We start from the raw sequence: 21,897 nt of genomic DNA on the forward strand, positions 1-21,897 counted from the left end.
GTAGTGGGCGAAGGGGGCGTAAATCAGGCCATGGATCGCTTGCGTGTCCGGGTCCTCGGTGTAGGCGCCGTATCGTCTGGCGCCGTCAAGGAGGTCGAACATGGTGGGCGCGGTGCCGGTTCGGGCAAAATGTGCCATGCGGAGGCAGGCATGCTGCACAGGTGGCCGCACCACCGGCCGTAGGTGACGGGGGTTACGGGACACCTACCGGCGCTCCCTGGGAGTCGTCGAGCGGCGCTTCGGGCTGTCTCTTCCGCCCGTCTGCCTGCGGGAGGGGCGTTTGCCGGCGTACGCGGTCCGCGGGACCCCGGACATGAGGATCTGACGACACCCCCGGGGCGTTTGGGTCGTCGCGGCGAGCCGACCGGTTCCCACGCTGTACGGCCAACTCACGTATCACAGGTCGTCTGTGATCAGGCACCCGACCACATCGTCCGCCATGGTCACGGCGCAGGTGATACCCATGCGTGGCGACGCCGCTCGGACTGCAGGCTGCCGAGCTACCAGACTGGGGTTTTCCTCAGCCCGCGATGGGGTGGTGACCTCATGGTGCGGGGGCCCTGTCGATGAGTTCATTGATCACAGAGAGAGCGATGCGCAGAAGCCACGAGGAACTCAAGCCGTCGGCAAAAGGGACGGGCGGCGCAGGACGGCGTACCGTCGTGCGGCGCCGTGGTGAGCCCACGCATCGCCCGCTCGACACGAGGCCGCCCGGCAGGGGAGGGCGGTCGCGTGGTTTCACCTGGCATCCAGGCGATTTGAGGCACATCAGCATGATGCAGACACCGAACTCCGCTCCCGGCGCCGGACCGCGCCCCACCCTCCTTCGACGCCGGGGGAGCCTGCTCGCCGCGACCATGGCACTCACCCTGGCTCCCCTGTCGATGCCGCTCTCCACGGCATGGGCGGATTCGGGCACCCGATCCTCCGGCTACACCAGGGCCGATCTCCAGCGGGACCTGGACACCCTCACCGCCAAGGACGGCGTGGTGGGCGCCCAGGCCACGCTGGTGAAGGGCGAGGACCGGATCGCCGCCCGCAGCGGCACCGCCGAGCTCGGGACCATGCGCCCGATGCCGAAGCAGGGTTTCTTCCGCATGGGCAGCAACACCAAGACCTTCGTCTCCACCGTGATCCTGCAACTGGTCGGCGAGGGCGGGATGAAGCTCGACGACACGGTGGAGGACTGGCTGCCGGGGATGGTTCAGGGCAACGGCCACAACGGCGATCGAATCACCGTCCGCCATCTGCTCCAACACACCAGTGGTCTGCCGGACTACGCCGCGAGCATGCCGGGCATATCCACGGCGGACGGCTTCCAGAAGTACCGATACACCACCTTCGAGCCGCGCGAGCTGGTCGCCCTGGGCCTCAAAAGCCGACCACTCTTCGCCCCCGGTCACGGCTGGAGCTACTCCAACACGGGCTACATACTCGCCGGCATGATCATCGAGAAGGTGACCGGGAACCCCTGGAGCCGCGAGGTCCGCTCACGGATCACCGAGCCACTCGGACTGAAGCACACCTACTCCCCCGGCAGCGATCCCACCCTGCCCGCGCCGCACGCCCGCGCCTACATGCAGTTCAGCGAGGAGGGCCCACTGGTCGAGGCCACCCGGCTCAACATGTCCTGGGGGGACTCCGCCGGCGATCTCATCACCACCCCTCACGATCTCGCCCGCTTCTGGCAGGGCCTGCTCGGCGGCGAACTACTGGCGCCACGCCTGCTGACCGAGATGCGGAAGACCGTGCCGGCGACCTCCGGAAGCGAAACCTCCGGCGTCCGAGCCGGGCTCGGCATCTTCAAGACCCCCCTGAGCTGCGGCGGCAGTAGCTGGGGCCACGGCGGTACCACCCTCGGCCACCTCAACGGCAACGGCTTCACCGACAAGGGCCAGCGGGGTGTCATCACCCTCCGCTCCACCAACCTCGCCCACATGGACCGCGACGTCCGCAACGACCGGCTCATCGACAAGGCCCTCTGCAAGACGCGCTGAGCACCACCTCCAGGAGTATCCCCGGCCCCCGGGGCCGCAGGGTAAGCGGTACTTCAGCTCGTCAGACGCCAATACAGACCTCCAGTATCACCGAGTCGAACCGTTGTGCTGGGTGCACCACAGCAACGCGTGCGGCTGCCCGGATGAAGAGGAGCAGCCCGGGATGAACCGGGTCACGGGTATGCCGTAATCCGCCGTTCTCGCCTGGTATGCCACCTGTGGGCAGCACCATGCCGGAGCCGCGGTTGTGTGGTCCGACACCGTGAGCGTGCGGGCGGCAGAGGGGGGCCACTGGCTGGATCGCCTTCATGTTGCAACCCCGCCGAGTGGCGAGCGCCGTCGTTCTTCGTTCAGACCGTTCGCGCACACCAGTCGCGCACGCAGCTCCACTTCCGGTCCGGCCGTGGGGGTGGCCGGCTTGATCGGGCTCGGCCGGCGGTGTCTCCACGGGACGGGTCGACGGTTCCTCCTCACCTGGCCCAGAGTTCGGCCGTGCGGCGGGTGCGTGGCCGGAGGGGCACGGTTGGGCGACTTCGTGCAGCATCGAGGCGAAAGGCGCGCTGCTCGCGGCGTCGTCCGGGCTCTCCGGGTGGGTTCAGTGGTGGGTGAGCATGCCGGCGCTCGCCGGCTGCGGTCCCGTGGCGTCCGGCCCCAGGCTCGTAGGATGCATCTCTATGGGGGAGATCAGCGTAGTGCTTAAGGGTCGTGGAGGCTCGTTTCGCCTGGAGGGCTCCGAAGTACGGGTGATACAGGGGCGCACCGTCTGGCGGGTGCCGTTGGAGGCCATCGCGCACGTCGAGTCCGCTGACGGGAGGTCCGTACGGATCAGGATCAGCGGCGGCGACGGACAGCTCTTCCGTGTCCGTGGCCGTCCCGAGGCCGCGCGGGCGTTCACCGGTGTTCTGGAGCGGGCGCTGGCCGGGGTGCGGCACGTGCCCGAAGGGGCGGCACGGGTGACTATGGTGGTCCGCCCGTGGACTGTGCCGATTCCGTCTCCGCGCACCCGCAGGGTGATGGCCTTGACCGGGCTCTTCCTCGTGCTGCCCGCCGTGGGGTTGATGACGGGTTCCCCCGGTCAGCGCGCCGGCGTGGTCCTGTCCACCCTGGCGTCTCCTGCGGGGGCGGCCCTGCTGGCGCTCTCCTGGAAGTTCTTTCTGCGCGACCCCTGGATCCTGTGGCGGCGGGGTGTGATCGTGCCGGGCACCGTGGTCGACTATCGGACCTCGACCAAACAGCAGGCGATGTACCCGGTGTACCGCTTCACCCTGGTGAACGGAGACATCCGGAGGGAGAGTTCATCCGTCAGCGTCCTGATGCGCCACAGAGACCCCCGGGTGGATGTGGTCTACGATCCGCACGACCCCTCTCGGGTGCGCGGTGGCCGGGCTGTGGCGCATATGACCGCAGGGCTGGCACTCGGAGTGCTGGGCGGGCTCATCCTCGTACCGTCACTCGTGGCACTGGTGAACATCGCGCTCGGTGGGCTGCTGCCGGGGTGAGTCGCCCGCGACAGGTGGACAACGGCGTACGGCGAGCGACGCGGCAGCCGACGCGGCCGGGCGTCACGGAGACAACCAGGAAGGACGGCCCGGCGTACCGGGCCGTCGACACGGCCACGAGAGTACGAGTTTGCGCCAAACGCGTCGATTCCATCCTGCACAATGCGGCTGACGAGCCCACCGCCGTTCTACACACGGCGGCGGGCAACTCGGCCCAACAGAGCCCGTGCATCCCGTCCTGTACCACCGGGCGGGTGACGCCGAAGGTCTCGGTGAAACGGGTGTGCAGGGCATCCCGCCCGTGACGGCCGCGGTGTTCATGGAGGCTGCCTTCTGGTGGAGTTGGTGGCGTCGACGGCAGGGCCCCCCGGCGGTGCGCGGCGACCTGCTCCCGGCCGTCTGCGGCACCTGGGAACTCCCCGACACCCCCGCCGCGCGACAGCAAGCCGCCCGCCTGGTCAGCCTCCTCCTCGACGGACTCCACACCACACCCTGACCTCCGCAGCCCGGAAGAACCGGGCAAACCACACGGCGACCTCGGGGGCGGGGAGGCTCGCCCGCCGGAACCCGTCTCCTCACTCCCGCCCAGCCGGACGCCCTCTCCGAGGCCATCGACGCCTGCCCGATCAACCGAGAACGCGCCCGGCTGGTAGCCGCCGCCCTTCTCGAACCACCCCGTTGACCGAACCCGGGGCGCGGTCAGGCGATCGTGTAGGGCCTGGGGTGGCCCATCCGCTCCACCACGGTGCATGAGGGGAAGCCCTCCTCGACCCCGATCCCGCCCCGGTCAGGGGGTGAGGTCGAGGATGCGCACAGGCTCTCCGTCCCACCGTTTTGGTGCGGTGGTGGCGACGACCGCGCCGTCGAGGCGGTCCGCGGTGGGCTGCGCGGCGTGTCGGCTGCGGGTCGCGGCCCACGTCTCCTGCTGGGCGGCGGACAGGTCGAGGTCGAGGACAGTGATGCCGGACAGCGCTGCCAGGTGTTCGGCCGTGCCGGGGCGTGCCCGGTCAGCCTCGACCAGCGCGCAGGCGGGGGGCGTACCGGCGCGCAAGCCGGCGGCGAGGAAGAAGACGACCGCTGCGAAGAAGACCGCGTAGACCTCGCAGGCGGGTGAGAGACTTCGGTCTTCAACCATGCCCTGCCGGGGGTCGAACGGATGGCTCGCCACCGCGGACTGGGCGGCGGACCGGACCTACGGCTGGCTCATGCTGAACCGCCGCCTGGCCCGCAACTACGAGACCCTCCCACCCGCTCCGAAGCCATGATCCACCTGGCCATGAGCGACCTGATGGCCCGCCGCCTGACCGGCGAGAGCACCATCTCCTGGCGCGACCCGACATCACCGGAACAAGCTCGTACAACGGGATGAAATAACGGAAGGAAACGACCTCTCAGGGAACCAGCGGACGCCGGAGATCAATCAGCCCTCACACGGGAGTGATTCCCAGGTGTGAAGCATTGACATCCATGGGGGGCAACCTTTGATCCGAAGGGTATTTTCCCTGGCCAGGAGGGTTTTCCATATTCCCCGCCTAGTCATACAAGCGCACTTTGTAACTCGAAAGCGTGATGCGCACGATCGAGGACTACCGGCGTGGCGCAGGGACTGGTGTGCTCTGGGCGGCCCGTCATCAGGCGGGCCGCTCGCCATAACGCGGACATGTCCTCCGCGTATGGAAGGTGAAGGAGTACGCCATGATCCGTACGTCGAGGACGAGGGCCGTGACGGCCGTCGCGAGCGCCGTCGGCGCCGCCGTGCTGGCCCTCGGTGCGACCGCCGCCCCGGCCCAGTCCGCCCCGGCCAGGAGCGACGCTCCGGTCAAGGCCGCCGCGCCCGTCCTGCCCGCCGGTGCCGTCGCTCTGCCGAGCGGGGCGCGGGGGCCGGAGCAGTGTCCGGACGGCGCGATGTGCTTCTGGGAGGGCGCGAACTTCTCCGGGAACGGCTGGGCCCTGGCCAAGCCGTCCAACGGCCTGCAGTGCCAGGGCGCGGTGCCGCAGGGGTTCTCCGCGCCGCGCAGTGCCTACAACCGGACCAACGGGAACATGGCCTTGTACCGGGGCGGTTCCTGCATCGGCGTGTGGCAGATCGGGGTCCTCAGCCCCGGCTACGCGTATGGCGATGTCGACCCGAACCGCATCTACGCCTGGAACTGGACCCTGTGACCGTCCGGGCGTTCCTCTGACGGATCCGTCCGGGCCCGCTCCGTGAGACCCCCGCCCCGGCTGTCCCGGTACGGGGACCGGTGAGGCGGTCTTGAGAGCCCGCGCCCCCTTTCCGGGCCCCGGGGTCCCGCCTCACCGACCGGCCGTGCGACCGCTCTCCGCCGAGGGTCACGGCCCGGCGAAACCTCCGCTGTCCGACCCGATACGCCTACGTATCCGGCCGGCACCGGAGGCTTCAGCGGCGTCGAGCCACGACAAGCCACCAGCGAGGGTGATGGCGACCGGGAGCTCGCCACCACCTTGTACGAGCGGATCGAGGAGAACCTGACCGACCTCACCGCCAACGGTGAGCCGGTCAACCATCAGCCGCCAGGGCCGAGGACGACCCCTCGGTCTCAGAGGAACCGGCCCCGGACACGGCCGAGCCAGAAGGGCCCTTCGAAGGCTGATCGAGACCGGGCGGCGAAGCCCGCCGTCCTGGTCGCGTTCCTCGCCCGAGCAGGACGGGGCGCTGCCGGGAGGCACCCCGACGAAGCGGTACTGCTCGCTACGTGGCCGTCATGCCGCAGGTGGCGAAGGTCGAGCTGTCCCTGGAGACCACGATGGGTGGCCCGGCCCGACGACAAGGCGTTCCTCAGGCTGCGGCTGCTGACCATGCCCTGTGTCGATCCGGTCGAGGACCGCACCCGCGTACGGCGGTCCGCGGTTGAGGTCAAGGAGGGGGACGCTGTGTCCGTACGCCCGGCGCGCCCGCTGCGGTGTTCAGCGGATGATGTCGACGGCCGTGATGGTCAGGACGCTGTCGTGGACCCAGCACAGGACGATGGCGTCGGGGACGAGACCACTCGCCGGTCCTTGGTCTGCGGGCGCCCCGGCACCTGCTCCGAGCCCGCCCGTGCGATGAAACGACTCCTCGGCGTGCACCGGAAGTGAGCTGGCCCCGGGCCGGCAGTGCGGAAGTCAGCAGTCCGCGGCTCTGGCAGGGGGCTACCGGTGCCAGGCGCTCCAGGCCCCGTTGGCGTAGCGGTCCTTGTACCAGCTTCTACCGTCCGTGCCACGCACTTTCAGCGTCAGGGCATTGCCGCTGTAGGCGCTGATGACGGGATCGGAGGTGACCTTGCCGCCCAGTGAGACCATCGGGCCCCAGCCCTCCCCCGGAGTGAACCAGCCGGACCAAATCGCGTAGTCGGCACCGACGAAGAATACCTGCTGTGAGCCGTCCGCGAAGAGGTACCGGGCGATCTTGTCGCCGAACCCTCCGCCGCAGAGGTACAGCGCACCGGGCCACATATAGGGTTCGAACTCCAGGGCCGTGATCCCCGGCTTGTTGCAGTGGTTGTAAGTCATCTCCGACGGATATGCCTGGGCGGTGCCCGCTGTTCCGGCGATGGCACCCACGACCGTGGCGGTGACCACGGCGGCCGACGCGACGGCTCTCCTGAGTCTCTTCATCCTCATTGTCCAACCTCCGGATCGCACAGCGGCCCGTCTGCCGGACGGCAGGCGGTGCACGTGGCCCCCGGCCGGGCCGACCGCCCCCGGGTGCCGTACCGGTAGAGGGGGATCGGGGCGTTCTGGTTCCACGGACAAGCCGGCCAGGGGCACCGGGCAGGAGGTCTACTCCGCCTGAGGAAGCCCGAGTTCACCCTCGCCCGCGCCGAGCGCGCCCGCGCCGGGCAGCCGACCCCGGCAGCTCCCGCACCTCTTCGTCCCGGCGCTGGTAGGTGTCGGGGTCGTACTCGGCCATGACGACGTCGAGCGGGACGCCGTTGTCGATCCCGGCCTCGTCGTCGGCGACGGCCCGGACAATGTCCGGGTGGACCCTTGCCATCCACTCGACCCGATAGGCGCTGATCACGTCCCGCACCGCGCGCAGCGGCTCGGCACCGTCCTGGTGGAACGGCGCGGCCTCCAACTCGGTGGTGAACTGGGCCAGCAGGTCGGGCCACGGGGTCAGCGCGGCCCTCAGCTCGCCGATGCTCCAGGGGTCCCTCGTCCGCGTCCAGCCGGTACGGCGAGCGGGTTGGCGACACCGGTTCGTCCGGCGTCTCCTGCTCGCGGGTCGGGTCACTCATCGCGCTTCCTTCCGCGTCGGCGGCGGGCACCCCTCGGTGTCGTCCCCAGGCTGCCCCAAACCAGCACTCATCACCCCATCGGATGACATGGTCCAGCCCGATGACGCCGCCCCTGCGGCGTGGTGGTTTGACCGGTTTCCCGGTGAGGCGTTTCGTCGGCCCTGGGCCCGTGGGCGCCCGGCCGACGGACCGCCGTGCCCCGACCTGATCCGCCTCCTCGGCGACGGCCCCACCGGGACCGGCTGGCAGATCACCCACAAGCGCTGCACCTGCCGGTGCGACCACGAACACGACACCTGCACCGTCAACTTCCTCGACCCGCCCACAGGAATCGCCATCCACTACAGCAACGGCCGATGGGGCCGCACCGCCAACCACGCCCACCACCAGCAGATGGCCGAAGTGAACGACAAAGCCTTCGGGTGAGTGGGTGTTTCTCTTCCTCAGCACGTCGAAGCGTCCATTGACCTGCAGGTTTCGTCTGACATGGGCTGTTGAGGCGGCCGTGAACGTTCCCTGGCCCCGACGGAGGCGGGGCCAGGGACGGGGCCCTTCGTATCGACCGCCATGGCCATGCCGAACCAGGCGGGCATCGCCCGGACCATGGTTACGGTCAGCCAGCGCCACCGGTACCACGCTGCTTCCTCGCACGCCGACGTCCGCGTCGCGGACGGAACGCGCATCGAGCGTCTGGACGCCGAGGTGGAGCGGGCCCGGGCCCTGGAACGGTGGAACGAGGACCCCTCTGCTTGGCACCACCGCTGACCGTCCTGGGGCGCGCGGGCGGGCCGGTTGAGTAGCGGGCCGGGTCCGGCTGAGTGCGAGTGCTCAGGGCGGGGCGCCGAACTCCTCGTACCGTCGGGGGTGGTAGTCGAGCGGACCGGACGGCGGGGAGCCCATGAACGGACTCATGCAGCACGCGAGCGGTGGTTCCTGCGCGTCGGAGGAGTGGCCGATGCTCTACCTGGGCGTGGTAGCCGTCCTCGCGGGGTGTGGGTTCCTGGTCAACCTGATCGCGCTCTGGGTGTGCGTCAACGTCGAACAGCCGGTCAGGAGGTGGGCGGTGGCGATGGTCCTGCTGCCGTGGATCGGCCTGGTCGTGGCGTTGGTGGCGTCCGTCGGGCTCGGCCTCAACGCGGCGGACCGGGGCGGGTCACCCTGGTGGTTCCTGCTCGCGGGAGCCGGGGCGCACCTGGGGGCGCTGGCCGTGGTGGCCCTTCTGGCCTGGTCCGCCGCGCGGAGGGCCTACCGTGATGGCGTCCCGGCGCCGGACACGGCCGCGCCCGGCGTGCGGACCGGTGGGACACGTGCCCCATCGGAACCGGCGCGGTCGCGGCCCTCCGCCGTCCCCGTCGACTCGCCCCGCTCGCAGGAGGAGCGGCGGGCCCGGGTGATCCGCAGGCCGGACGACGTGGGATACGGGGTCCTGCTGCCGTGGCTGGCCGAGAAGTACTTCGCGCACTACCACCGCCTGGTGGACCGGCACCTGCCCTCCGGCTGCCACCCCGGAGAGACCGCCACCGCGGACGACGCGCTCGCGGTCCTCGCCCTGGGGGAGAGTATTCACCGCATGCTCTTCCGGGACCGCTCCTGGTTCGTGCACGACGCTATGAGGTGGGGTGCCACCTGGAACGAGGTGGCGGCCGCGCTGGACGTGACGACGGGCCGGGCCCGGTCCGTCCTCCGGTCCTACGCAGAGACGCAGCGGAAGCTGTACGAGGAGACTGAGAAGACGGGTGACCGGCCCTTGGGCTACTCCGCCGAGAAGTACCGCTCCGCGCTGGCGCTCATCCGGCTCGCCGACGACGCCCGGTCACCGTCCGCCGCGTAGCGGGACGGACGGACTCAGTCCAGGTCGGGGATGAGAGTGCCCCGGCCTGGGTCAGCCGCGGACGTCGACGGTGACGCTGCGCCGGGCCCTCGACCGCAGCGCCAAGGTCGCCGTCGCCAAATTCGCCTGGCACAGCCACGAACGCCTGGGGCTGTTGCGGGTCAAGGACGACGTGATTGTGCTCCACTCCCTGAAGTGGCCGGACGAGGTCCGCTCCCTCGCGACGCTGGCCCCGACGGCCGTAGACGTGGACGAGGACGAGATCAAGAGCGCGCTCGCGCTAATGGAGACGATGGCCGAGGAGGACGCCTCCGGCTACAGCGACCACACCGCGAAGCCCTCGAAGACGTCATCGCGGCCAAAGCCGACGGCAAGATACCGCCCCGGGCCGAAAGCGACGGTGGTGAGCCGGCCGGGCAGGTCGTCGACCTCATGGCCGCGCTCAACGCCTCCGTCGAGAAGGCGAAAGAACGGCGCGGCGAGCACGAGGGCCGTGGGGCGACCGTGCACGACCTGCCCAAACGGCCGGCGAAGAAGAGAACCGCTGCGAAGAAGACGGCGAGGAAGAAGGCGACCACCGCGAAGAAGACCGGGTAGACCTCACCGCTGCGCCAGTCAGGATCTACAGGTCACCCTATCGAACAGCTCAGTGGCCGAAGATGTGCTGGTCTCCATGCATCTCCCCATGTCACGTTTCAAGCCTGCGAGAAAGACCAGACGTGGGGTGGGCAATGCTGGTGACGGAATTCAGCACGGGGATCGTGGCAGCGTCGGAGCGGTTCGACCTGTTCGCCGACGCCACGTCACGGCCGCATATGGCCTACCGGCTGCGCAGCGACGATCGTCACGACTTCCGTGCCACGGCGCGCCTTCTGCGTTTAGGAGGTGTGGACATCTGTTCGCATGCCAATCCGCATCTGGAACTCGCGCGGACCCCGAAGCTGGTACGGCAGTCCGATCCGGAGATCTACACCGTCCACTGGCTGATCTCCGGCAAGGGCCGGCTGGCACAGGATGGGCGTGAAACAGTCTTCCGTCCCGGACAGTTCGTGCTCGCGCACAGCAGCCACCCCGTGGACATCACCATGAACACGACCACCGGCTTCTGGTCCTCGCTCATCCTCCAGTGCCCACGCTCCCGACTACCCCTGCCGGAGAACACGGTGCAACGCCTGACCGCCGTACCGATCCCCGCCCTGCACGGCATGGGCGGGGTCCTCTCACGGTGGCTGGCCGACCTCAACGCACGCGCCGAGGAGTTCACCCCCGCCGACATCCCCACCCTCGCCTCAGTCACCCTCGACCTCCTGGCGGCCACCCTCGCCCGATGCTTGGAAGCCGAGCAGTCACTGACCCCGGAAGCAGGCCGCAGCGCCCTGCGGGCCCGGATCACCACATTCGTCGAGCAACACCTCGCCGACGCGCACTTGACCCCCCAAACGATTGCGGACGCCCACCACATCTCCCTGCGCCACCTCCAGCACCTGCTCGCCGAGGACGACACGACGCCAGCCGCCTGGATCCGCCACCGCCGCCTCGAACGCTGCCGCCTCGACCTGACCAACCCACGCCTGAGCGCCCGCCCCATCCACGCCGTCGCCGCACGCTGGGGTTTCAGGGATCCGGCATACTTCAGCCGCCTTTTTCGCGCCACCTATGGTGTACGGCCCGGTGAGTACAGACCTGCTACCTGAGGCATGCGCGCATCTCCAATACTCCTGCGCGGAATAACAAGGTCAGACGCTTTGGCCTGCGGCAATCTGAACGCAGAGCGTGCCACCACGGACGCTCCAGGGGCTCGTCCGGCTGGCTGGACAAAGACACGAGGACAGGGGGGACGCGGCAACAGTCCGCGTCCAGCGGGCAGCACGTGTTCTCTGAAAACAACCACACCCTGCTAGGGAGTCTTCTGTGAGAAAGCTCTTAGTGTTTCTGATGTCCTTGGTGGCTTCGGTGGGGCTGGCGGCTCTGCCATCCTCGGCTTCCGCCACGGCGCTGGCTTCCCTCAGCGGCTCAAGCTATAACAACTGCGCCCGGGTCAGCGGCGACTTCAGTTGGACGTACCGGGGCAACTATGACGGATACCCCGGCTACTCGACCTCGGGCACTGCGCACATCAGGCGCGGTAACTCAGCGTGCAGCCTCACCCCTGTTTTTCAGTTCAAAGGATGGGTGTATAGCGGGACCAGCAGCTGGGTGCCCATCAACACCTTCCGGACCCTCAGTACTGGCATTGGCTCCGTCGATCTCTCCTTCGACAATGGTGTCACCCGGTTGATCGAATTCCGCATTTGCAACCGGCAGCCCGATGGAAGGATCAACGGCTGCGGCCCTGTGTCATGACTACCCGTACAGGACCGTCGGCACATTGGACGGCGGTCCTGTACATCGGTAGCGGGGAACACCGGCCAGGGGTAATGCGACGCGCAGCTAGCGCTGGTGCGCAGCAATCTCCCTCTAGAGGTCTTTTTCATCCATTTCGCCCGTGTGTCAAGTAATTACAGGAGTGGGATTGCTGTGCGCGCGTGACCCGGGCGTGCTCCTGGGTGAGGTGGGCCCGTGCGGCTGCGTAGGTGAGATCGGAGAGCGCATGTCGCCGGATTCGGAGAGCGGTCCGTGTCTCTAGCCATCTGGAATGTTGCTGAGAGCTGGCAGCGGACAGTTGCGTCGGAACCTGGGTGACGTCGAGCAAACGTTCGGCGGCGGGGACCAGTGGAGCAGCCAGTAACCTAAGCGTGTGATCTTGGGCTTCTGGCAGCTCAGGGCGGGATTGTCGAGCATGCGTCTCGCGGAGGCCCTCGGCGTCGACGATCTCGCCTCTCTCACCGGCGACGAGAGGCTCGCGGCCGCGACCTACACCTAGGCCACCCACCCGGCGCTTGCGCGGGGTGGGTGGCGCGCTGACGGCCTTCAAGCTGACTGTCCGGCACGAACAGCCCGCCCCGACCCGCGTGCTGGGCGAGCGGCTGCACCGGACATGGCAGGCGTGGCACGGGTTCGGCGACCACCGCACCCTCGTCGCCGACGTCCTGCCTGGTCTGCGAGAGCCGGGGCATCGTCAGCCTGCCGGTCTCGATCGCGATTTCACCCACCCAGGACTTCGTCCGACGAAATCGGCGAGCATCGGGCAACGCCCCCTCAGTCGCCTCCCTGTACCCGGCGCTCGCCGAAGCCGAGGCGAACGGCGCATCCGACGGCGCGACGGTCATCGGCCCCCGCCCGCATCACCGGCCCCTGCAGCGGCACCGACCCCGAACTGATGGAGCGCCTCACCCGGCAGGTCCTCGACGGCGAACCCGTCGGGGAAGACCGCGCCCGCCGGGCCCGGGACGGGTCCGACGACACGGTGGCCCCAGTTCCTCGCCCAGGCCAGGAACGGAGAACTCGAGTGATCCCGACGCCGCACTGGACGAAGGGCCCCGGCGCCCTCGGAGCCCTCCGTACTCGCCGGCGGTGTCGCGGAGGTAGACGCCGATGCAGAAGCGCCGGAAGCCGATGCTCTCCCACAGCGCGGCAATCTTCCGGGGGGCCTCGGCGGTGTACGTGTCGGTGAGCAGACTCTCGTCGGAAGGATTCTCCCTACGATCTGTCACGGCGCAACTCCACGTATAGGTGCGCCGTGCGTGGCGCTGCTCCTTGACGGTGAACTGCTCCGGCACCCTGACCAGTTCGGCACGGCGTCATCCGGTCGGTGTGATGTCGCGTGGTCCAGGCAGGTGGGAAGTGGCCGACCTGCCGCACTCCCTTCCTTGACAGGCCGGTTCCCGCACCGTACATGCGGGAACCGGCTTGTGTGCATCTCGTCAGGAACACCTCCACGGAGCATCGCACGGCCCCGGCAGGCGCAGCGAAGATGGCCGCCTGAACGAAAAGCGAGGGCTCTTCCTCAAGAGACCGCTCACTGGGGCGCCCAGGTCCAGCGCTGGGTGGCAGTGCCGGTGTAGTCCCACTGGATCGCGTTGGCGCCGTTAGCATCGCTGCCCGCACCGATCGCCAGGAACTTGCGGCTGTTCTGGTTGATGATGTGGGCGCCGTCCTTCCTCCAGCGCTGCGCGGCAGTGCCGGTGCGCTCCCACTGGATTGCGTTGGCGCCGTTGGCAATGCTGCCCGCACCGATCGCCAGGTACTTGCCACTGTTGAAGTTGACGAGGTGCTCGCTGCCCCACACCCACACCTGGGCGTTGCTGTTCAGGCAGTCCCATTGAATGGCCCTGGCGCCGTTGGCATGGCTGCTCGAACCAATGGCCAGGCATTTGCCGCTGTTCTGATTACGGATCTTGTAGAACTCAGCTGCAGTCGTCCCCACGCCGCCGGAACCGGAGGAGTGGGCGATGGCCTCCCTCACACGCTTGGCCTGAACGGGGAACCTGCTTTCGAGATCCCGCACCTCGTCCGGGGAGAGCCTGTCCAGCGATGCGCCGGAAGTAGGTTGGGCCGACGCTGTGGTCGGTGCTGCGAGCACCGGGGTCGTCACCGCTGTCACCGCGACCGCGATGCATCCGGCAAGCATCCTGGCGGTACGAGTCATGACCGTTTCCTCCTGAGGGTCAGGGCGCGCGACGCCTCCACGTCCTCCCGCGACCGTTCCCCGGGTGTTGTGACCCGTTTCACTCCCTGATCGCAGTGCGCGGAGGATTCACACCAGTCGTCGACCTCATTCAACAGCCTTACGGTCAGTGCCTGTTCGGGATCGGCGGGAATGCGCTTGCACCCGAGAGGACCGTCATGCACATGTACATCGCGATATCTGCCGACCGGGTGATGTGCCGAATACGGGAGGATCCGTCTTCCGGGGCGCTTGTCTGTGATCCACCTCGTGTTGGCCCGCACCTGCACTTCGGCCGGATCGCCTCGACGAGCCCGCCGCGATGGTCGGCCTTCCGCAGCGGTGGTCCCCGCGCACGCGGGGAGGACTTCCTGGGCCAGGCCCGGTCTGGGCGGCCCCGCGAACTACCCCCGCGCGGGCGGGGCGGACACTTGGTGTGGTGGTCTTCACGATGTGGAAGCCGGCCGCTACCCCCGCGTGGGCGCGGCGGACGCCCCTAGGGCGTGTGTCGGAAGTGCTCTAGGTTGGCTGATGTGAGTGCGCGGGGGCGGAGCTACCAATATGTCGGACCGGTCGAGCTGAAGGCTGCGGTCCGGCCTGGCAGCGGCGGGTGCCGGATCAGCTCGGCAGCCGAATTCAGCGACTGGATCGCTGAACGATCGGCGGCGGATCTGACCGAGCCGTTCACCTTCGTGGTCGGCACGGACGGTGTGCTTCGGCTGGCGCCGCGGCGGAGCGAGCACGTGGCCTGTGCCGGCGGAGACATGGTTCTGAGTGCCGGCGAGATCGGTTTCGTGCGCGAGGCGGACGGGTGGGCCGTGAGCGAGGTCAGCAACCAGTCCACCGGGTATTGCCCCGACATCGGCTCCTGGTCGGAAGTCGCTCGAGCTCTGGACGACGTAGGGCTCGGACGGCCTTCCGGCTTTACCCACGAGATGGTGTTCCGGCGGTGCCCCGGCTGCCAGAAGCACAACATCGTGCGCGAGGACGACTTCGTCTGCGTCTTCTGCGGAAGCGATCTGCCGGAGACGTGGAACATGGATCCCACCGTGTAATGGCCGAGGTTCACAGCCGCTCGTTGACGGCCGCGACGAGGACGGTCGCCTCGTAGCGGACGGCGAGCTTGTCGTATCGCGTGGCGACAGCGCGGTTCCTCTTGAGGCGGTTGATCCCGCACTCGACCGCATAACGCTCGCGGTAGTCGACCGGGGCGAAGTGCGGTGGTCGGACGCCGCGGGAGCCGAGCTTCCGGCGGTTGCGTACTTGGTCGGCCTTGTCGGGGATGTTGCAGCGGATTCCGCGGCGGCGCAGGTAGGCGCGGTTCTTGCGGGAGGCGTACGCCTTGTCCGCGCGGACCCGATGGGGGCGGACGCGTGGCCGGCCCGGCCCGATGCGGGGCACGCGGACCTTCTTCAGAACGGGTTCGAACTGCGGCGAGTCGCCGCGCTGCCCGGCCGTGACCACGATCGACATGGGCTTCTGACCTTGCTCGACGGCCAGGTGCAGTTTGGTGGTGAACCCGCCGCGTGAGCGTCCCAGTCCGTGATCTCCGGGCTCGGTGAACACACCGCCCGGTGGTTCCTTCTGCAGCTCACCCTGCCTGCGGGCCCCTGCCGCACGCTGATGAGCGCGGCACACGGTGGAGTCGATGCTCAGGTCCCACGTGATCGCGCCCTTCGCTTCGCTCAGGGACTGAAGCCGGGTGAGGATACGGTGCCAGGTGCCGTCCCGTTGCCAGCGTCGGAACAGGTCGTAGACCCGGCCCCACGGCCCGTACTCGACAGGTACATCCCGCCACGGCACACCGGTCCGCACCCGGAACCGTACGCCGTCGATCAGCTGCCGCCAAGGCCAGACGGGCGGCCGCCCCGCTTTCGCCCCCTTCGGCAACAACGGCTCCAGCGTTGCCCATTGCTCGTCCGTGAGATCTCCCCGCCCCATGAACCGTGATCATTCACAACCCAAGATCCACTTTCGATACACGGCCTTGAGGGCTTCGGTTCTGGGACAGAACCGAACGACCCCCGCGTGGGCGGGGTGGACGAAGCATGGTCGAAGATCGCCAGCACCACCAAAGGACTACCCCTGCGCGGGCGGGGCGGACACTTCGTGACCTGGGGTGTTGTCAGGTGATCATGCTGTTTGCTTTACCTGCTTCATGGCGGTTCCCAGGCGTTGTTGTTGTGTCTGCGTTCGGCGGCGGCAGGTCTGGTGGCACCGTATCCGTTGGAAGCATTGGCGCGTCGCCGGTTCCCCAGGGACAGTGACGGCTGGCCATCGGACCCAGCCAAGAGGGAGGCCGGTGGCCGGTGCCTGGCAGTGACGAACTGACGCGACCACCTGCCACTCCCCTGCGCGGGCGGGGCGGGATCGGAGGGCGAGGACAACCCGCGCGCGTGGATGACGACCGTCTCTCCGCGTTCTGGACGACGTGCAGAAAGCTGGACGATGTGTCGTCTGGGCGTCGTCGTCTGTCTATCGTTGGTGCGGGACCGTGTCTTCGGGCAGCGTGATTCACTCATGGCGCCCGCGCGCGGCCTTAATATGCCGGAAGTGGAATATGTTCGAATCTTGGGAAGTTGCCAAAAACAGGCACCTGCCGAGTTAAACCCGCAGGTCGCGAAGGGTGGTCCCCGCGCACGCGGGGGTGTTCCATGATCACCACCGACATCAGCCCGCCCGCGCTGGTGGTCCCCGCGCACGCGGGGGTGTTCCCCATCCGACGGTGAACACGTTGAGATGGACCCTGTGGTCCCCGCGCACGCGGGGGTGTTCCCAAGCAGCCGATCAGATGCTGTTGAGAATCGCCGTGGTCCCCGCGCACGCGGGGACGACGCAGCGACAGCTAGCCCGCTGACCGCACTCGGCGTGGTGGTTTGACCGGTTTCCCGGTGAGGCGTTTGATCGGTTCTGGGCCCGTGGGCGCCCGGCCGCGCGAGGGACAGCCCCGTCACGTCCTTCGCCCAGGACCGGTCAGAAGCTCACTCTCATCAGCTCGTTCACCATTGTCTTGAGCCGTCGTCATCACCGTCGGCCGTGCGGGGCCGGTCCGGCGTGGAAAGACCCATGATGAGCTCACCTAAGGCCCTGGCCCGTACTGCCGACCGGCGCCGCAGCACCGGCGAGTCGCACCAGGCCCTCGAACCGCTCCTACCCGGCGACGAGAGCGTGCTGACCATCCCGGCCGCCCGGCACGAAGAGCAGGCCCGACTGGAGGCGGAGGTCTTCCTCGGCCTCGGCGCGGTCGGCGGCCTCACCGCGCACCCGCTCGGCATCGCCCGTCTACGCCCGGAGCCCGACCGGCTCACCATCCGGGTGACCGACACGTCGTATGTGGTCATGTGCTGGGCAGACCTTCTCCTCCCCCGCCCCACCGGCGAACCCGCAGAGGATCCCCGCGACCGCATCACAGGCGTCCCCGGCCTCCGCTACCGCCGCGACCACGGCGACCACGGCGACCACGGCGACCACGGCGACCACGGCAGCATCCACCTCCACCGGCCAGACATGCCCACGAGGATCACCCTCACCGGATTCCCCGCCCACTGGTGGGACCGCATCACCAACCCCATGAACCGCGACTACGACCATCTCCTCCAGCCGCAGCCCGGCTGGACCTCGGACGAACGGGCCGCGTACGACACGGACTCCCGCTGGCTTACCCGCCCGGCCCGGTCTTCTCACCCCTGCTGCGCCGGCCCCGGGCCACGGCCGGCCCCGGGACCGTGAACTCCACCAACGCCTGGACCTCGGACAGCGGCTACCGGATGGAGGCGACCGACGGACCGCCGTGCCCCGACCTGATCCGCCTCCTCGGCGACGGCCCCACCGGGGCCGGCTGGCAGGTCACCCACAAGCGCTGCACCTGCCGGTGCGACCACGAACACGACAGCTGCACCGTCGACTTCCTCGACCCGCCCACAGGAATCGCCATCCACTACAGCAACGGCCGATGGGGCCGCACCGCCAACCACGGGCTCGACGACTACATCCACCAGGGGACGGGCGATCCCCGGGCGCTGCTGGCCGGGGCCCGGCCGTTCTGGCGGACCGAGGAGGTCCTCGCCGCGGTGCAGTGGATGCGCGGGTACAACCGGCGCCACCCGGACGACCCGGTCCGGTTCGCCGCGGTACCGCCTCCGCCGCCGCCCGGGGCGGCGCGCCCGGCGGGCCAGGCCGGAATCGAACTCGCCCTGGCCGAGCAGGTGATCCAGTGGTACGAGCGCACCGCGGACCGGATCGTCTACTGGGGCGGTCTGGCCCATACGGTCAAAGGCTCCGACTGCGTGCCCCCCGTCCTTCACACCGGCGGGCTGCTCACTGGCACCGCTGCCGCCCGACCCGCCGCAGCCGCCGCCCCGGGCGGCGGACGGCGCGTCAGCACCCCCGGGAACAGCCGTCCCCCGGCCCCGCGGCACTCCACCGCCCCCCCGGGACAGAGCGGAACGCGGGCAGCTATCTGCGGGAGCGGTTCGGCGCCGACTATGTCTCGCTCGGGCTGACGTTCCACCACGGCCCGGCGCCGGTACCCCCGCCGGACTACGCCGAAGCGGTCCTCGGCAGCGCCGGACACGACGCCTATCTGCTGGATCTGCGCAGCGGAGTACCCCCCGGCGGGGGGTCTGGCGCTGGCTGACCGCACCGGCGCGGACCCGTCTCGTCGGACCGGGGTACGACCCCGCGGACGACCGGGCGCACCAGCTGTCGGGCGGCTCGCTCGCCCAGTGATTCGACGCGATCGTGCACTGGCGGAAGGTCACCCCGGCCCAGCCGCTCCGGGTCCCGCACTCCGAACCCACGCCCTGAAGCTACGTTCTGAAGCCGCGTCCTGAATCCGTGTGCCGAACCCTGCACCGAACCGGCGCGCACAACCCCCGTACCGGACCCGCGGTGTGCGGCCACACCGGACCGAACCAGCCACACCGAACCGGCCGTGCTGACCCGCCCTGCCGACCAGTCGCGCCGGCCGGCGCAGCCGGCACCCGCGCCGAACGCAGCCGGGGAAATCTCAGCCGCTCGGCCGCCGGACAAGGGTCCAGAGCAGCTCATTGGCGGCGTTGATGTACCGCAGCCGCAGATTGGGCATCACATTCGCCAGCGCCACCACGGCGACCGCCGGGTCCTGGCTGAAACCGATGAAGGTACTGAAGCCCCGGGTGGCACCCGAGTGGGAGAGCACCACCTGTCCCCCAGGCAGCTCGTGCCTGCTCCAGGCGAGCGCGAGGGCCGGGCCGCCCTGGGCACGCGGGCGCGGCAGCGCCACCTCGCGCAGCGCGGTACGGAGCGTTGCCTGCGGCCCGGTGTGGTCCGGCGGCGAGATCAGCGCGTGCAGATAGTGCAGCAGATCACGAGCGCTGGAGCGCAGCACTCCGGCACCCGGCAGCCCGGGAATCACAAACGGCGGACGGGGCCTGCCGTGCCAGTGCCCGGTGGCCTGGGGCTCGCCGGGGTCGGCCGTGGTGTCGAGCATGCCCAGCGGCTCCAGCACCCGGTCGTTCAGCAGAGCGCCGTACTCGGTACCGCCCTGTTCGGCGAGGAGATGACCGAGCAGACCGACGCCGAAGTTGGAGTAGCGCACCCGGATGCCCGGGGCACGGTCCACCCGGGTGCGGGACAGTGACTCCAGCAGCCTCCCCGGCGGATAGCCCCGGTAGGGGTTGGTGGTCCAGGAGGGCACCGCGGTGCGCAGCAGACCCGGCGGGAGCCGGGGCAGACCCGAGGTGTGGGTGGCCAGCTGCTCCAGGGTGATGTCGGCACCCGCCGGTCCGCGCGGCAGCGCCCAGCGCGGGACCCACGCGCTGAGCGGCTCATCCGCGCTGACGGTGCCGCGCGCGGCCATATCGGCGAGGAGCAGCGCGGTGAAGGTCTTGGTCACCGAGCCCAGCTCGAACCGGGTCCGGTCGGTGACCGGTTCCCGCCGCGACCGGTCGGTGAAGCCCTGGCAGAAGGTGGTGGTCGCGCCCCCCGCCGACACCGCGATCACGGTGGCCGCCCGGCGGGGGGCCGCCGCCGCGACCCGCTCCAGCAGCGCGTCCGGTGCCTGGACGCGGTCAGACGTCAACGGTGTCGCCGAGCCGGGACAGCGCCAGGGTGCCGGCCACGATCGCCACGATGGAGGTGTGCCGGTTGTCCAGGAACGCCTGGTCCGGGTCCTCGTCGAGAGGCTGCCCGTCGCGCGGCACCAGACCGTCGGCGTGCTGGGCGGCGGCGAGCCGCTCCCAGTACTCCGCCTCGCACCGCGGCTGGGGCAGACAGGCGTCGACAATGATCAGCTCGGCGAGCAGGTCCCACTCCTCGATCTCCGCCCAGGCGTCCATCCAGACCGGGAGCCAGTCGATGAGATAGTCCCGGATCCGGGGTGGCAGCCCATGCGGCTCGGCTCCCCAGTCGGTGGCGTGGAAGACGGTGTGCGTCATGCAGTACGCCGTCATCCAGTCGATCATCCAGGGCTCGGGGGTGTGCCCCAGCCAGGTGGCCTCGATCAGTGACGTCCAGTCCGCCTGGCGCTCGATCCCGGCGACCCGGGCGGCGTTGGCCACCGCCATCCGCCGGTTGGGAATCATCTCGGCACCCCGGTGCGAGGCCATCGAGCCCAGATGCCGCAGCAGCCCGTGGAGCCGGTCGTGCCGGTAGCCGACCCGGGCGAAGTGGGTGTACATCTCCAGCGGGTCGGTCATCATCGGGAACCGCATCTGCCGCTCGTAGAGCAGATCACCGGAGGCGAGCTGCCCCCAGGCGAAGTCGAGCAGATCCCGGGCCGACTGCTGCTCGCCGGACGAGGCCATGCCCTCACGGAGCACCAGGGAGGCGGCGAGCGCCAGCTCGCCCAGCGGCTTGTAGAAGCCATCGGGATCGGCGAGCACCTCCCGGGACTCCGGCGGCAGCGAGCCCCGGCTCCGGTTGGTGTGCAGCCAGCCGATGGCGCGGGTGGCCACCTGGTGCGCGATCTGCCGGCGGGTCGCCGGTGCTCCGGTCGATGTGCTCATGCGCCGCACCCTTTCCGTTCCTGCCGCCCGGGAATGAGCAGAGCCGCGATCTCGATGTCCAGAACCGTCCGGGCGTCGACGGCGCCGCACAGCTCCAGATGTTCGACCACGGGCTCGGTGTCCAGACCGGGCAGCGCGGCACCCCGGCTCTGGACCAGTGCGGCCCAGCGGGCCAGCCGTGCCGCCGTCGGATAGTCGCGGCGCAGCATCGAGCGGGTGAGCCCGCGCTTCAGCGCCGTCACCCTGCGGACCGCCTGTTCGGTCACCGGGCCCGGCAGACCGGGCAGCGCCAGCGAGGAGAGCCGGGCCATGCCCTGTGACCAGGGGCGCCAGTGCAGAGTCTCCGGGAGCAGCGGTACCCCCGGCTCCCGGTCGGCCTGCTCCTCGATGGCCGGGTCCCGGCCCCGGTCGGCCCCCGGCGCGAACCGGGTGAGCAGGGCGTTGGTCGCCTGGCCGAGACAGACCATCTCCGGGGGGTCCTCGGGAGAGGCGGGGAAGACGTTCAGCGCCTCCGCCACCACATCCCAGTCGTCCGGCCCAAAGGCCGTCGAGGCCAACAGCGCGGGTGCGAAGACATCAGGTCCCAGCACCCGCACCGCGGCCAATGCCGCTTTCGTGTCCGCCGCGCCATCCACGTGCACCGCCAGGCTCGCGGAGTGCCCGGTGCCCCGCAGGGCATCGAGCAGGCGTGCGGCCAGACTCTCCACCGCCGCTCCGTATTCAACCGACGGTGCGGAGTCCGCTTGCGACATGGGATCTCACCTTCTTTTAGAAGTGATCAGCACTGCTGTGGCGGTGAG

The 21,897-nt window shown here is 69.4% G+C and carries 24 protein-coding genes, 2 pseudogenes and 1 CRISPR repeat array; of the genes and pseudogenes, 18 read left to right on the forward strand and 8 right to left on the reverse strand.

All coding sequences use genetic code 11. From position 1 onward, the window contains the following. Window positions 1-773 precede the first annotated feature (773 nt). The 3 genes from ACH4S7_RS20325 to ACH4S7_RS20335 all read left to right on the forward strand — a co-directional run bounded on the left by ACH4S7_RS20325 (window position 774) and on the right by ACH4S7_RS20335 (window position 3,992). On the forward strand, window positions 774-1,997 hold the full coding sequence (locus tag ACH4S7_RS20325; RefSeq protein ID WP_398522604.1) for a serine hydrolase domain-containing protein: 1,224 nt from the start codon (window positions 774-776) through the stop codon (window positions 1,995-1,997). A 770-nt stretch (window positions 1,998-2,767) separates the two neighbouring features. Beyond that, window positions 2,768-3,496 (forward strand): DUF3592 domain-containing protein, encoded by a 729-nt coding sequence (locus ACH4S7_RS20330; RefSeq protein WP_398522605.1) that lies wholly within the window; start codon window positions 2,768-2,770, stop codon window positions 3,494-3,496. Between the two features lie 226 nt (window positions 3,497-3,722). Continuing rightward, a complete protein-coding gene (locus ACH4S7_RS20335; protein WP_398522606.1) occupies window positions 3,723-3,992 on the forward strand; it encodes a hypothetical protein in 270 nt (89 codons plus the stop codon). 291 nt (window positions 3,993-4,283) lie between these two features. On the opposite strand, the gene ACH4S7_RS20340 is transcribed toward ACH4S7_RS20335, so the two are convergent. Then, complete coding sequence (locus ACH4S7_RS20340) at window positions 4,284-4,631, reverse strand: hypothetical protein (protein ID WP_398522607.1); 348 nt, start codon at window positions 4,629-4,631, stop codon at window positions 4,284-4,286. A 40-nt stretch (window positions 4,632-4,671) separates the two neighbouring features. On the opposite strand from ACH4S7_RS20340, the pseudogene ACH4S7_RS20345 reads away from it, so the two are divergent. The 3 genes and pseudogenes from ACH4S7_RS20345 to ACH4S7_RS20355 all read left to right on the forward strand — a co-directional run. Further along, window positions 4,672-4,865, forward strand: a pseudogene (locus tag ACH4S7_RS20345) (IS5/IS1182 family transposase); the annotation flags it as partial. A gap of 326 nt (window positions 4,866-5,191) precedes the next feature. After that, window positions 5,192-5,659 carry a peptidase inhibitor family I36 protein gene (locus tag ACH4S7_RS20350; RefSeq protein WP_398522608.1) on the forward strand — a complete coding sequence of 156 codons (468 nt, stop codon included), beginning with the start codon at window positions 5,192-5,194 and terminating at the stop codon, window positions 5,657-5,659. Window positions 5,660-6,265: 606 nt separating this feature from the next. Continuing rightward, window positions 6,266-6,592 (forward strand): hypothetical protein, encoded by a 327-nt coding sequence (locus tag ACH4S7_RS20355; RefSeq protein WP_398522609.1) that lies wholly within the window; start codon window positions 6,266-6,268, stop codon window positions 6,590-6,592. 54 nt (window positions 6,593-6,646) lie between these two features. Here the strand turns inward: ACH4S7_RS20355 and ACH4S7_RS20360 are convergent, their stop codons facing one another. Together ACH4S7_RS20360 and ACH4S7_RS20365 are read right to left on the reverse strand one after the other, a co-directional pair. Next, window positions 6,647-7,111, reverse strand: a complete 465-nt coding sequence (locus tag ACH4S7_RS20360) for a hypothetical protein (RefSeq protein WP_398522610.1) — start codon at window positions 7,109-7,111, stop codon at window positions 6,647-6,649. 190 nt (window positions 7,112-7,301) lie between these two features. Then, the gene (locus ACH4S7_RS20365; RefSeq protein WP_398522611.1) at window positions 7,302-7,730 is read right to left on the reverse strand and encodes a hypothetical protein; all 429 of its coding nucleotides are present in this window, start codon (window positions 7,728-7,730) and stop codon (window positions 7,302-7,304) included. Between the two features lie 91 nt (window positions 7,731-7,821). Between ACH4S7_RS20365 and ACH4S7_RS20370 the strand changes: the two genes are divergently transcribed. The 8 genes and pseudogenes from ACH4S7_RS20370 (at window position 7,822) to ACH4S7_RS20405 (ending at window position 12,428) form a co-directional block, all read left to right on the forward strand. Further along, window positions 7,822-8,160: a hypothetical protein gene (locus ACH4S7_RS20370; protein WP_398522612.1), complete on the forward strand. Its 339-nt coding sequence runs from the start codon at window positions 7,822-7,824 to the stop codon at window positions 8,158-8,160. A 141-nt stretch (window positions 8,161-8,301) separates the two neighbouring features. Next, on the forward strand, window positions 8,302-8,499 hold the full coding sequence (locus ACH4S7_RS20375; RefSeq protein ID WP_398522613.1) for a hypothetical protein: 198 nt from the start codon (window positions 8,302-8,304) through the stop codon (window positions 8,497-8,499). Between the two features lie 133 nt (window positions 8,500-8,632). Continuing rightward, window positions 8,633-9,565 (forward strand): hypothetical protein, encoded by a 933-nt coding sequence (locus ACH4S7_RS20380; RefSeq protein WP_398522614.1) that lies wholly within the window; start codon window positions 8,633-8,635, stop codon window positions 9,563-9,565. Window positions 9,566-9,635: 70 nt separating this feature from the next. Further along, window positions 9,636-9,773, forward strand: a pseudogene (locus ACH4S7_RS20385) (Ku protein); the annotation flags it as partial. 224 nt (window positions 9,774-9,997) lie between these two features. Next, window positions 9,998-10,162 carry a hypothetical protein gene (locus ACH4S7_RS20390; RefSeq protein WP_398522814.1) on the forward strand — a complete coding sequence of 55 codons (165 nt, stop codon included), beginning with the start codon at window positions 9,998-10,000 and terminating at the stop codon, window positions 10,160-10,162. Window positions 10,163-10,296: 134 nt separating this feature from the next. Continuing rightward, window positions 10,297-11,259 (forward strand): helix-turn-helix domain-containing protein, encoded by a 963-nt coding sequence (locus tag ACH4S7_RS20395; protein ID WP_398522615.1) that lies wholly within the window; start codon window positions 10,297-10,299, stop codon window positions 11,257-11,259. A gap of 217 nt (window positions 11,260-11,476) precedes the next feature. Continuing rightward, window positions 11,477-11,908 (forward strand): hypothetical protein, encoded by a 432-nt coding sequence (locus ACH4S7_RS20400; protein WP_398522616.1) that lies wholly within the window; start codon window positions 11,477-11,479, stop codon window positions 11,906-11,908. Window positions 11,909-12,302: 394 nt separating this feature from the next. Continuing rightward, window positions 12,303-12,428, forward strand: coding sequence for a hypothetical protein (locus ACH4S7_RS20405; protein WP_398522617.1), 126 nt, complete (start codon window positions 12,303-12,305; stop codon window positions 12,426-12,428). 1,035 nt (window positions 12,429-13,463) lie between these two features. Here the strand turns inward: ACH4S7_RS20405 and ACH4S7_RS20410 are convergent. Then, the gene (locus ACH4S7_RS20410; protein ID WP_398522618.1) at window positions 13,464-14,093 is read right to left on the reverse strand and encodes an RICIN domain-containing protein; all 630 of its coding nucleotides are present in this window, start codon (window positions 14,091-14,093) and stop codon (window positions 13,464-13,466) included. Window positions 14,094-14,644: 551 nt separating this feature from the next. Here ACH4S7_RS20410 and ACH4S7_RS20415 point away from each other — a divergent pair. Next, window positions 14,645-15,166: a hypothetical protein gene (locus tag ACH4S7_RS20415; protein ID WP_398522619.1), complete on the forward strand. Its 522-nt coding sequence runs from the start codon at window positions 14,645-14,647 to the stop codon at window positions 15,164-15,166. A gap of 10 nt (window positions 15,167-15,176) precedes the next feature. Here ACH4S7_RS20415 and ACH4S7_RS20420 read toward each other — a convergent pair whose 3' ends face one another. Next, the gene (locus ACH4S7_RS20420; RefSeq protein WP_398522620.1) at window positions 15,177-16,052 is read right to left on the reverse strand and encodes an IS5 family transposase; all 876 of its coding nucleotides are present in this window, start codon (window positions 16,050-16,052) and stop codon (window positions 15,177-15,179) included. 685 nt (window positions 16,053-16,737) lie between these two features. Next, window positions 16,738-16,948: direct repeats of the CRISPR family, unit length 28 nt; unit sequence GTGGTCCCCGCGCACGCGGGGGTGTTCC. A gap of 229 nt (window positions 16,949-17,177) precedes the next feature. Here ACH4S7_RS20420 and ACH4S7_RS20425 point away from each other — a divergent pair. Genes ACH4S7_RS20425 through ACH4S7_RS20435 form a run of 3 tightly spaced genes read left to right on the forward strand, consistent with a single transcriptional unit; the run spans window position 17,178 to window position 18,747 of the window. After that, the gene (locus tag ACH4S7_RS20425) at window positions 17,178-17,840 is read left to right on the forward strand and encodes a hypothetical protein (protein WP_398522621.1); all 663 of its coding nucleotides are present in this window, start codon (window positions 17,178-17,180) and stop codon (window positions 17,838-17,840) included. After that, entirely contained in the window at window positions 17,837-18,613 is a 777-nt protein-coding gene (locus ACH4S7_RS20430; RefSeq protein WP_398522622.1) for an erythromycin esterase family protein, read from the forward strand. The genes ACH4S7_RS20425 and ACH4S7_RS20430 overlap by 4 nt, the downstream gene beginning before the upstream one ends. Further along, entirely contained in the window at window positions 18,571-18,747 is a 177-nt protein-coding gene (locus tag ACH4S7_RS20435; RefSeq protein ID WP_398522804.1) for a hypothetical protein, read from the forward strand. Before ACH4S7_RS20430 ends, ACH4S7_RS20435 begins: the two co-directional genes overlap by 43 nt. Before the next feature lie 372 nt (window positions 18,748-19,119). Here the strand turns inward: ACH4S7_RS20435 and ACH4S7_RS20440 are convergent, their stop codons facing one another. The 3 genes from ACH4S7_RS20440 to ACH4S7_RS20450 are packed head-to-tail and all read right to left on the reverse strand — an operon-like array spanning window position 19,120 to window position 21,849. Continuing rightward, window positions 19,120-20,172 carry a serine hydrolase domain-containing protein gene (locus ACH4S7_RS20440; RefSeq protein WP_398522623.1) on the reverse strand — a complete coding sequence of 351 codons (1,053 nt, stop codon included), beginning with the start codon at window positions 20,170-20,172 and terminating at the stop codon, window positions 19,120-19,122. Further along, window positions 20,162-21,097: a DUF6895 family protein gene (locus ACH4S7_RS20445; RefSeq protein WP_398522624.1), complete on the reverse strand. Its 936-nt coding sequence runs from the start codon at window positions 21,095-21,097 to the stop codon at window positions 20,162-20,164. The genes ACH4S7_RS20440 and ACH4S7_RS20445 overlap by 11 nt, the downstream gene beginning before the upstream one ends. Then, window positions 21,094-21,849, reverse strand: coding sequence for a hypothetical protein (locus tag ACH4S7_RS20450; protein WP_398522625.1), 756 nt, complete (start codon window positions 21,847-21,849; stop codon window positions 21,094-21,096). Before ACH4S7_RS20450 ends, ACH4S7_RS20445 begins: the two co-directional genes overlap by 4 nt. Window positions 21,850-21,897 lie beyond the last annotated feature (48 nt).

The sequence above is a fragment of the Streptomyces sp. NPDC020965 genome, assembly GCF_044333555.1.
Classification (GTDB): Bacteria; Actinomycetota; Actinomycetes; order Streptomycetales; family Streptomycetaceae; genus Streptomyces.

Bases quoted from the DNA above. Each gene is read 5' to 3' on its own strand.
- ACH4S7_RS20425 (WP_398522621.1), top strand. From the start codon at position 17,178: ATGATGAGCTCACCTAAGGCCCTGGCCCGTACTGCCGACCGGCGCCGC.
- ACH4S7_RS20380 (WP_398522614.1), top strand. From the start codon at position 8,633: ATGAACGGACTCATGCAGCACGCGAGCGGTGGTTCCTGCGCGTCGGAG.
- ACH4S7_RS20370 (WP_398522612.1), top strand. From the start codon at position 7,822: ATGGTCCAGCCCGATGACGCCGCCCCTGCGGCGTGGTGGTTTGACCGG.
- ACH4S7_RS20450 (WP_398522625.1), bottom strand. From the start codon at position 21,849: ATGTCGCAAGCGGACTCCGCACCGTCGGTTGAATACGGAGCGGCGGTG.
- ACH4S7_RS20445 (WP_398522624.1), bottom strand. From the start codon at position 21,097: ATGAGCACATCGACCGGAGCACCGGCGACCCGCCGGCAGATCGCGCAC.
- ACH4S7_RS20360 (WP_398522610.1), bottom strand. From the start codon at position 7,111: ATGAAGAGACTCAGGAGAGCCGTCGCGTCGGCCGCCGTGGTCACCGCC.
- ACH4S7_RS20395 (WP_398522615.1), top strand. From the start codon at position 10,297: ATGCTGGTGACGGAATTCAGCACGGGGATCGTGGCAGCGTCGGAGCGG.
- ACH4S7_RS20420 (WP_398522620.1), bottom strand. From the start codon at position 16,052: ATGGGGCGGGGAGATCTCACGGACGAGCAATGGGCAACGCTGGAGCCG.
- ACH4S7_RS20350 (WP_398522608.1), top strand. From the start codon at position 5,192: ATGATCCGTACGTCGAGGACGAGGGCCGTGACGGCCGTCGCGAGCGCC.
- ACH4S7_RS20375 (WP_398522613.1), top strand. From the start codon at position 8,302: ATGGCCATGCCGAACCAGGCGGGCATCGCCCGGACCATGGTTACGGTC.
- ACH4S7_RS20410 (WP_398522618.1), bottom strand. From the start codon at position 14,093: ATGACTCGTACCGCCAGGATGCTTGCCGGATGCATCGCGGTCGCGGTG.
- ACH4S7_RS20390 (WP_398522814.1), top strand. From the start codon at position 9,998: ATGGCCGCGCTCAACGCCTCCGTCGAGAAGGCGAAAGAACGGCGCGGC.
- ACH4S7_RS20325 (WP_398522604.1), top strand. From the start codon at position 774: ATGATGCAGACACCGAACTCCGCTCCCGGCGCCGGACCGCGCCCCACC.
- ACH4S7_RS20340 (WP_398522607.1), bottom strand. From the start codon at position 4,631: ATGGTTGAAGACCGAAGTCTCTCACCCGCCTGCGAGGTCTACGCGGTC.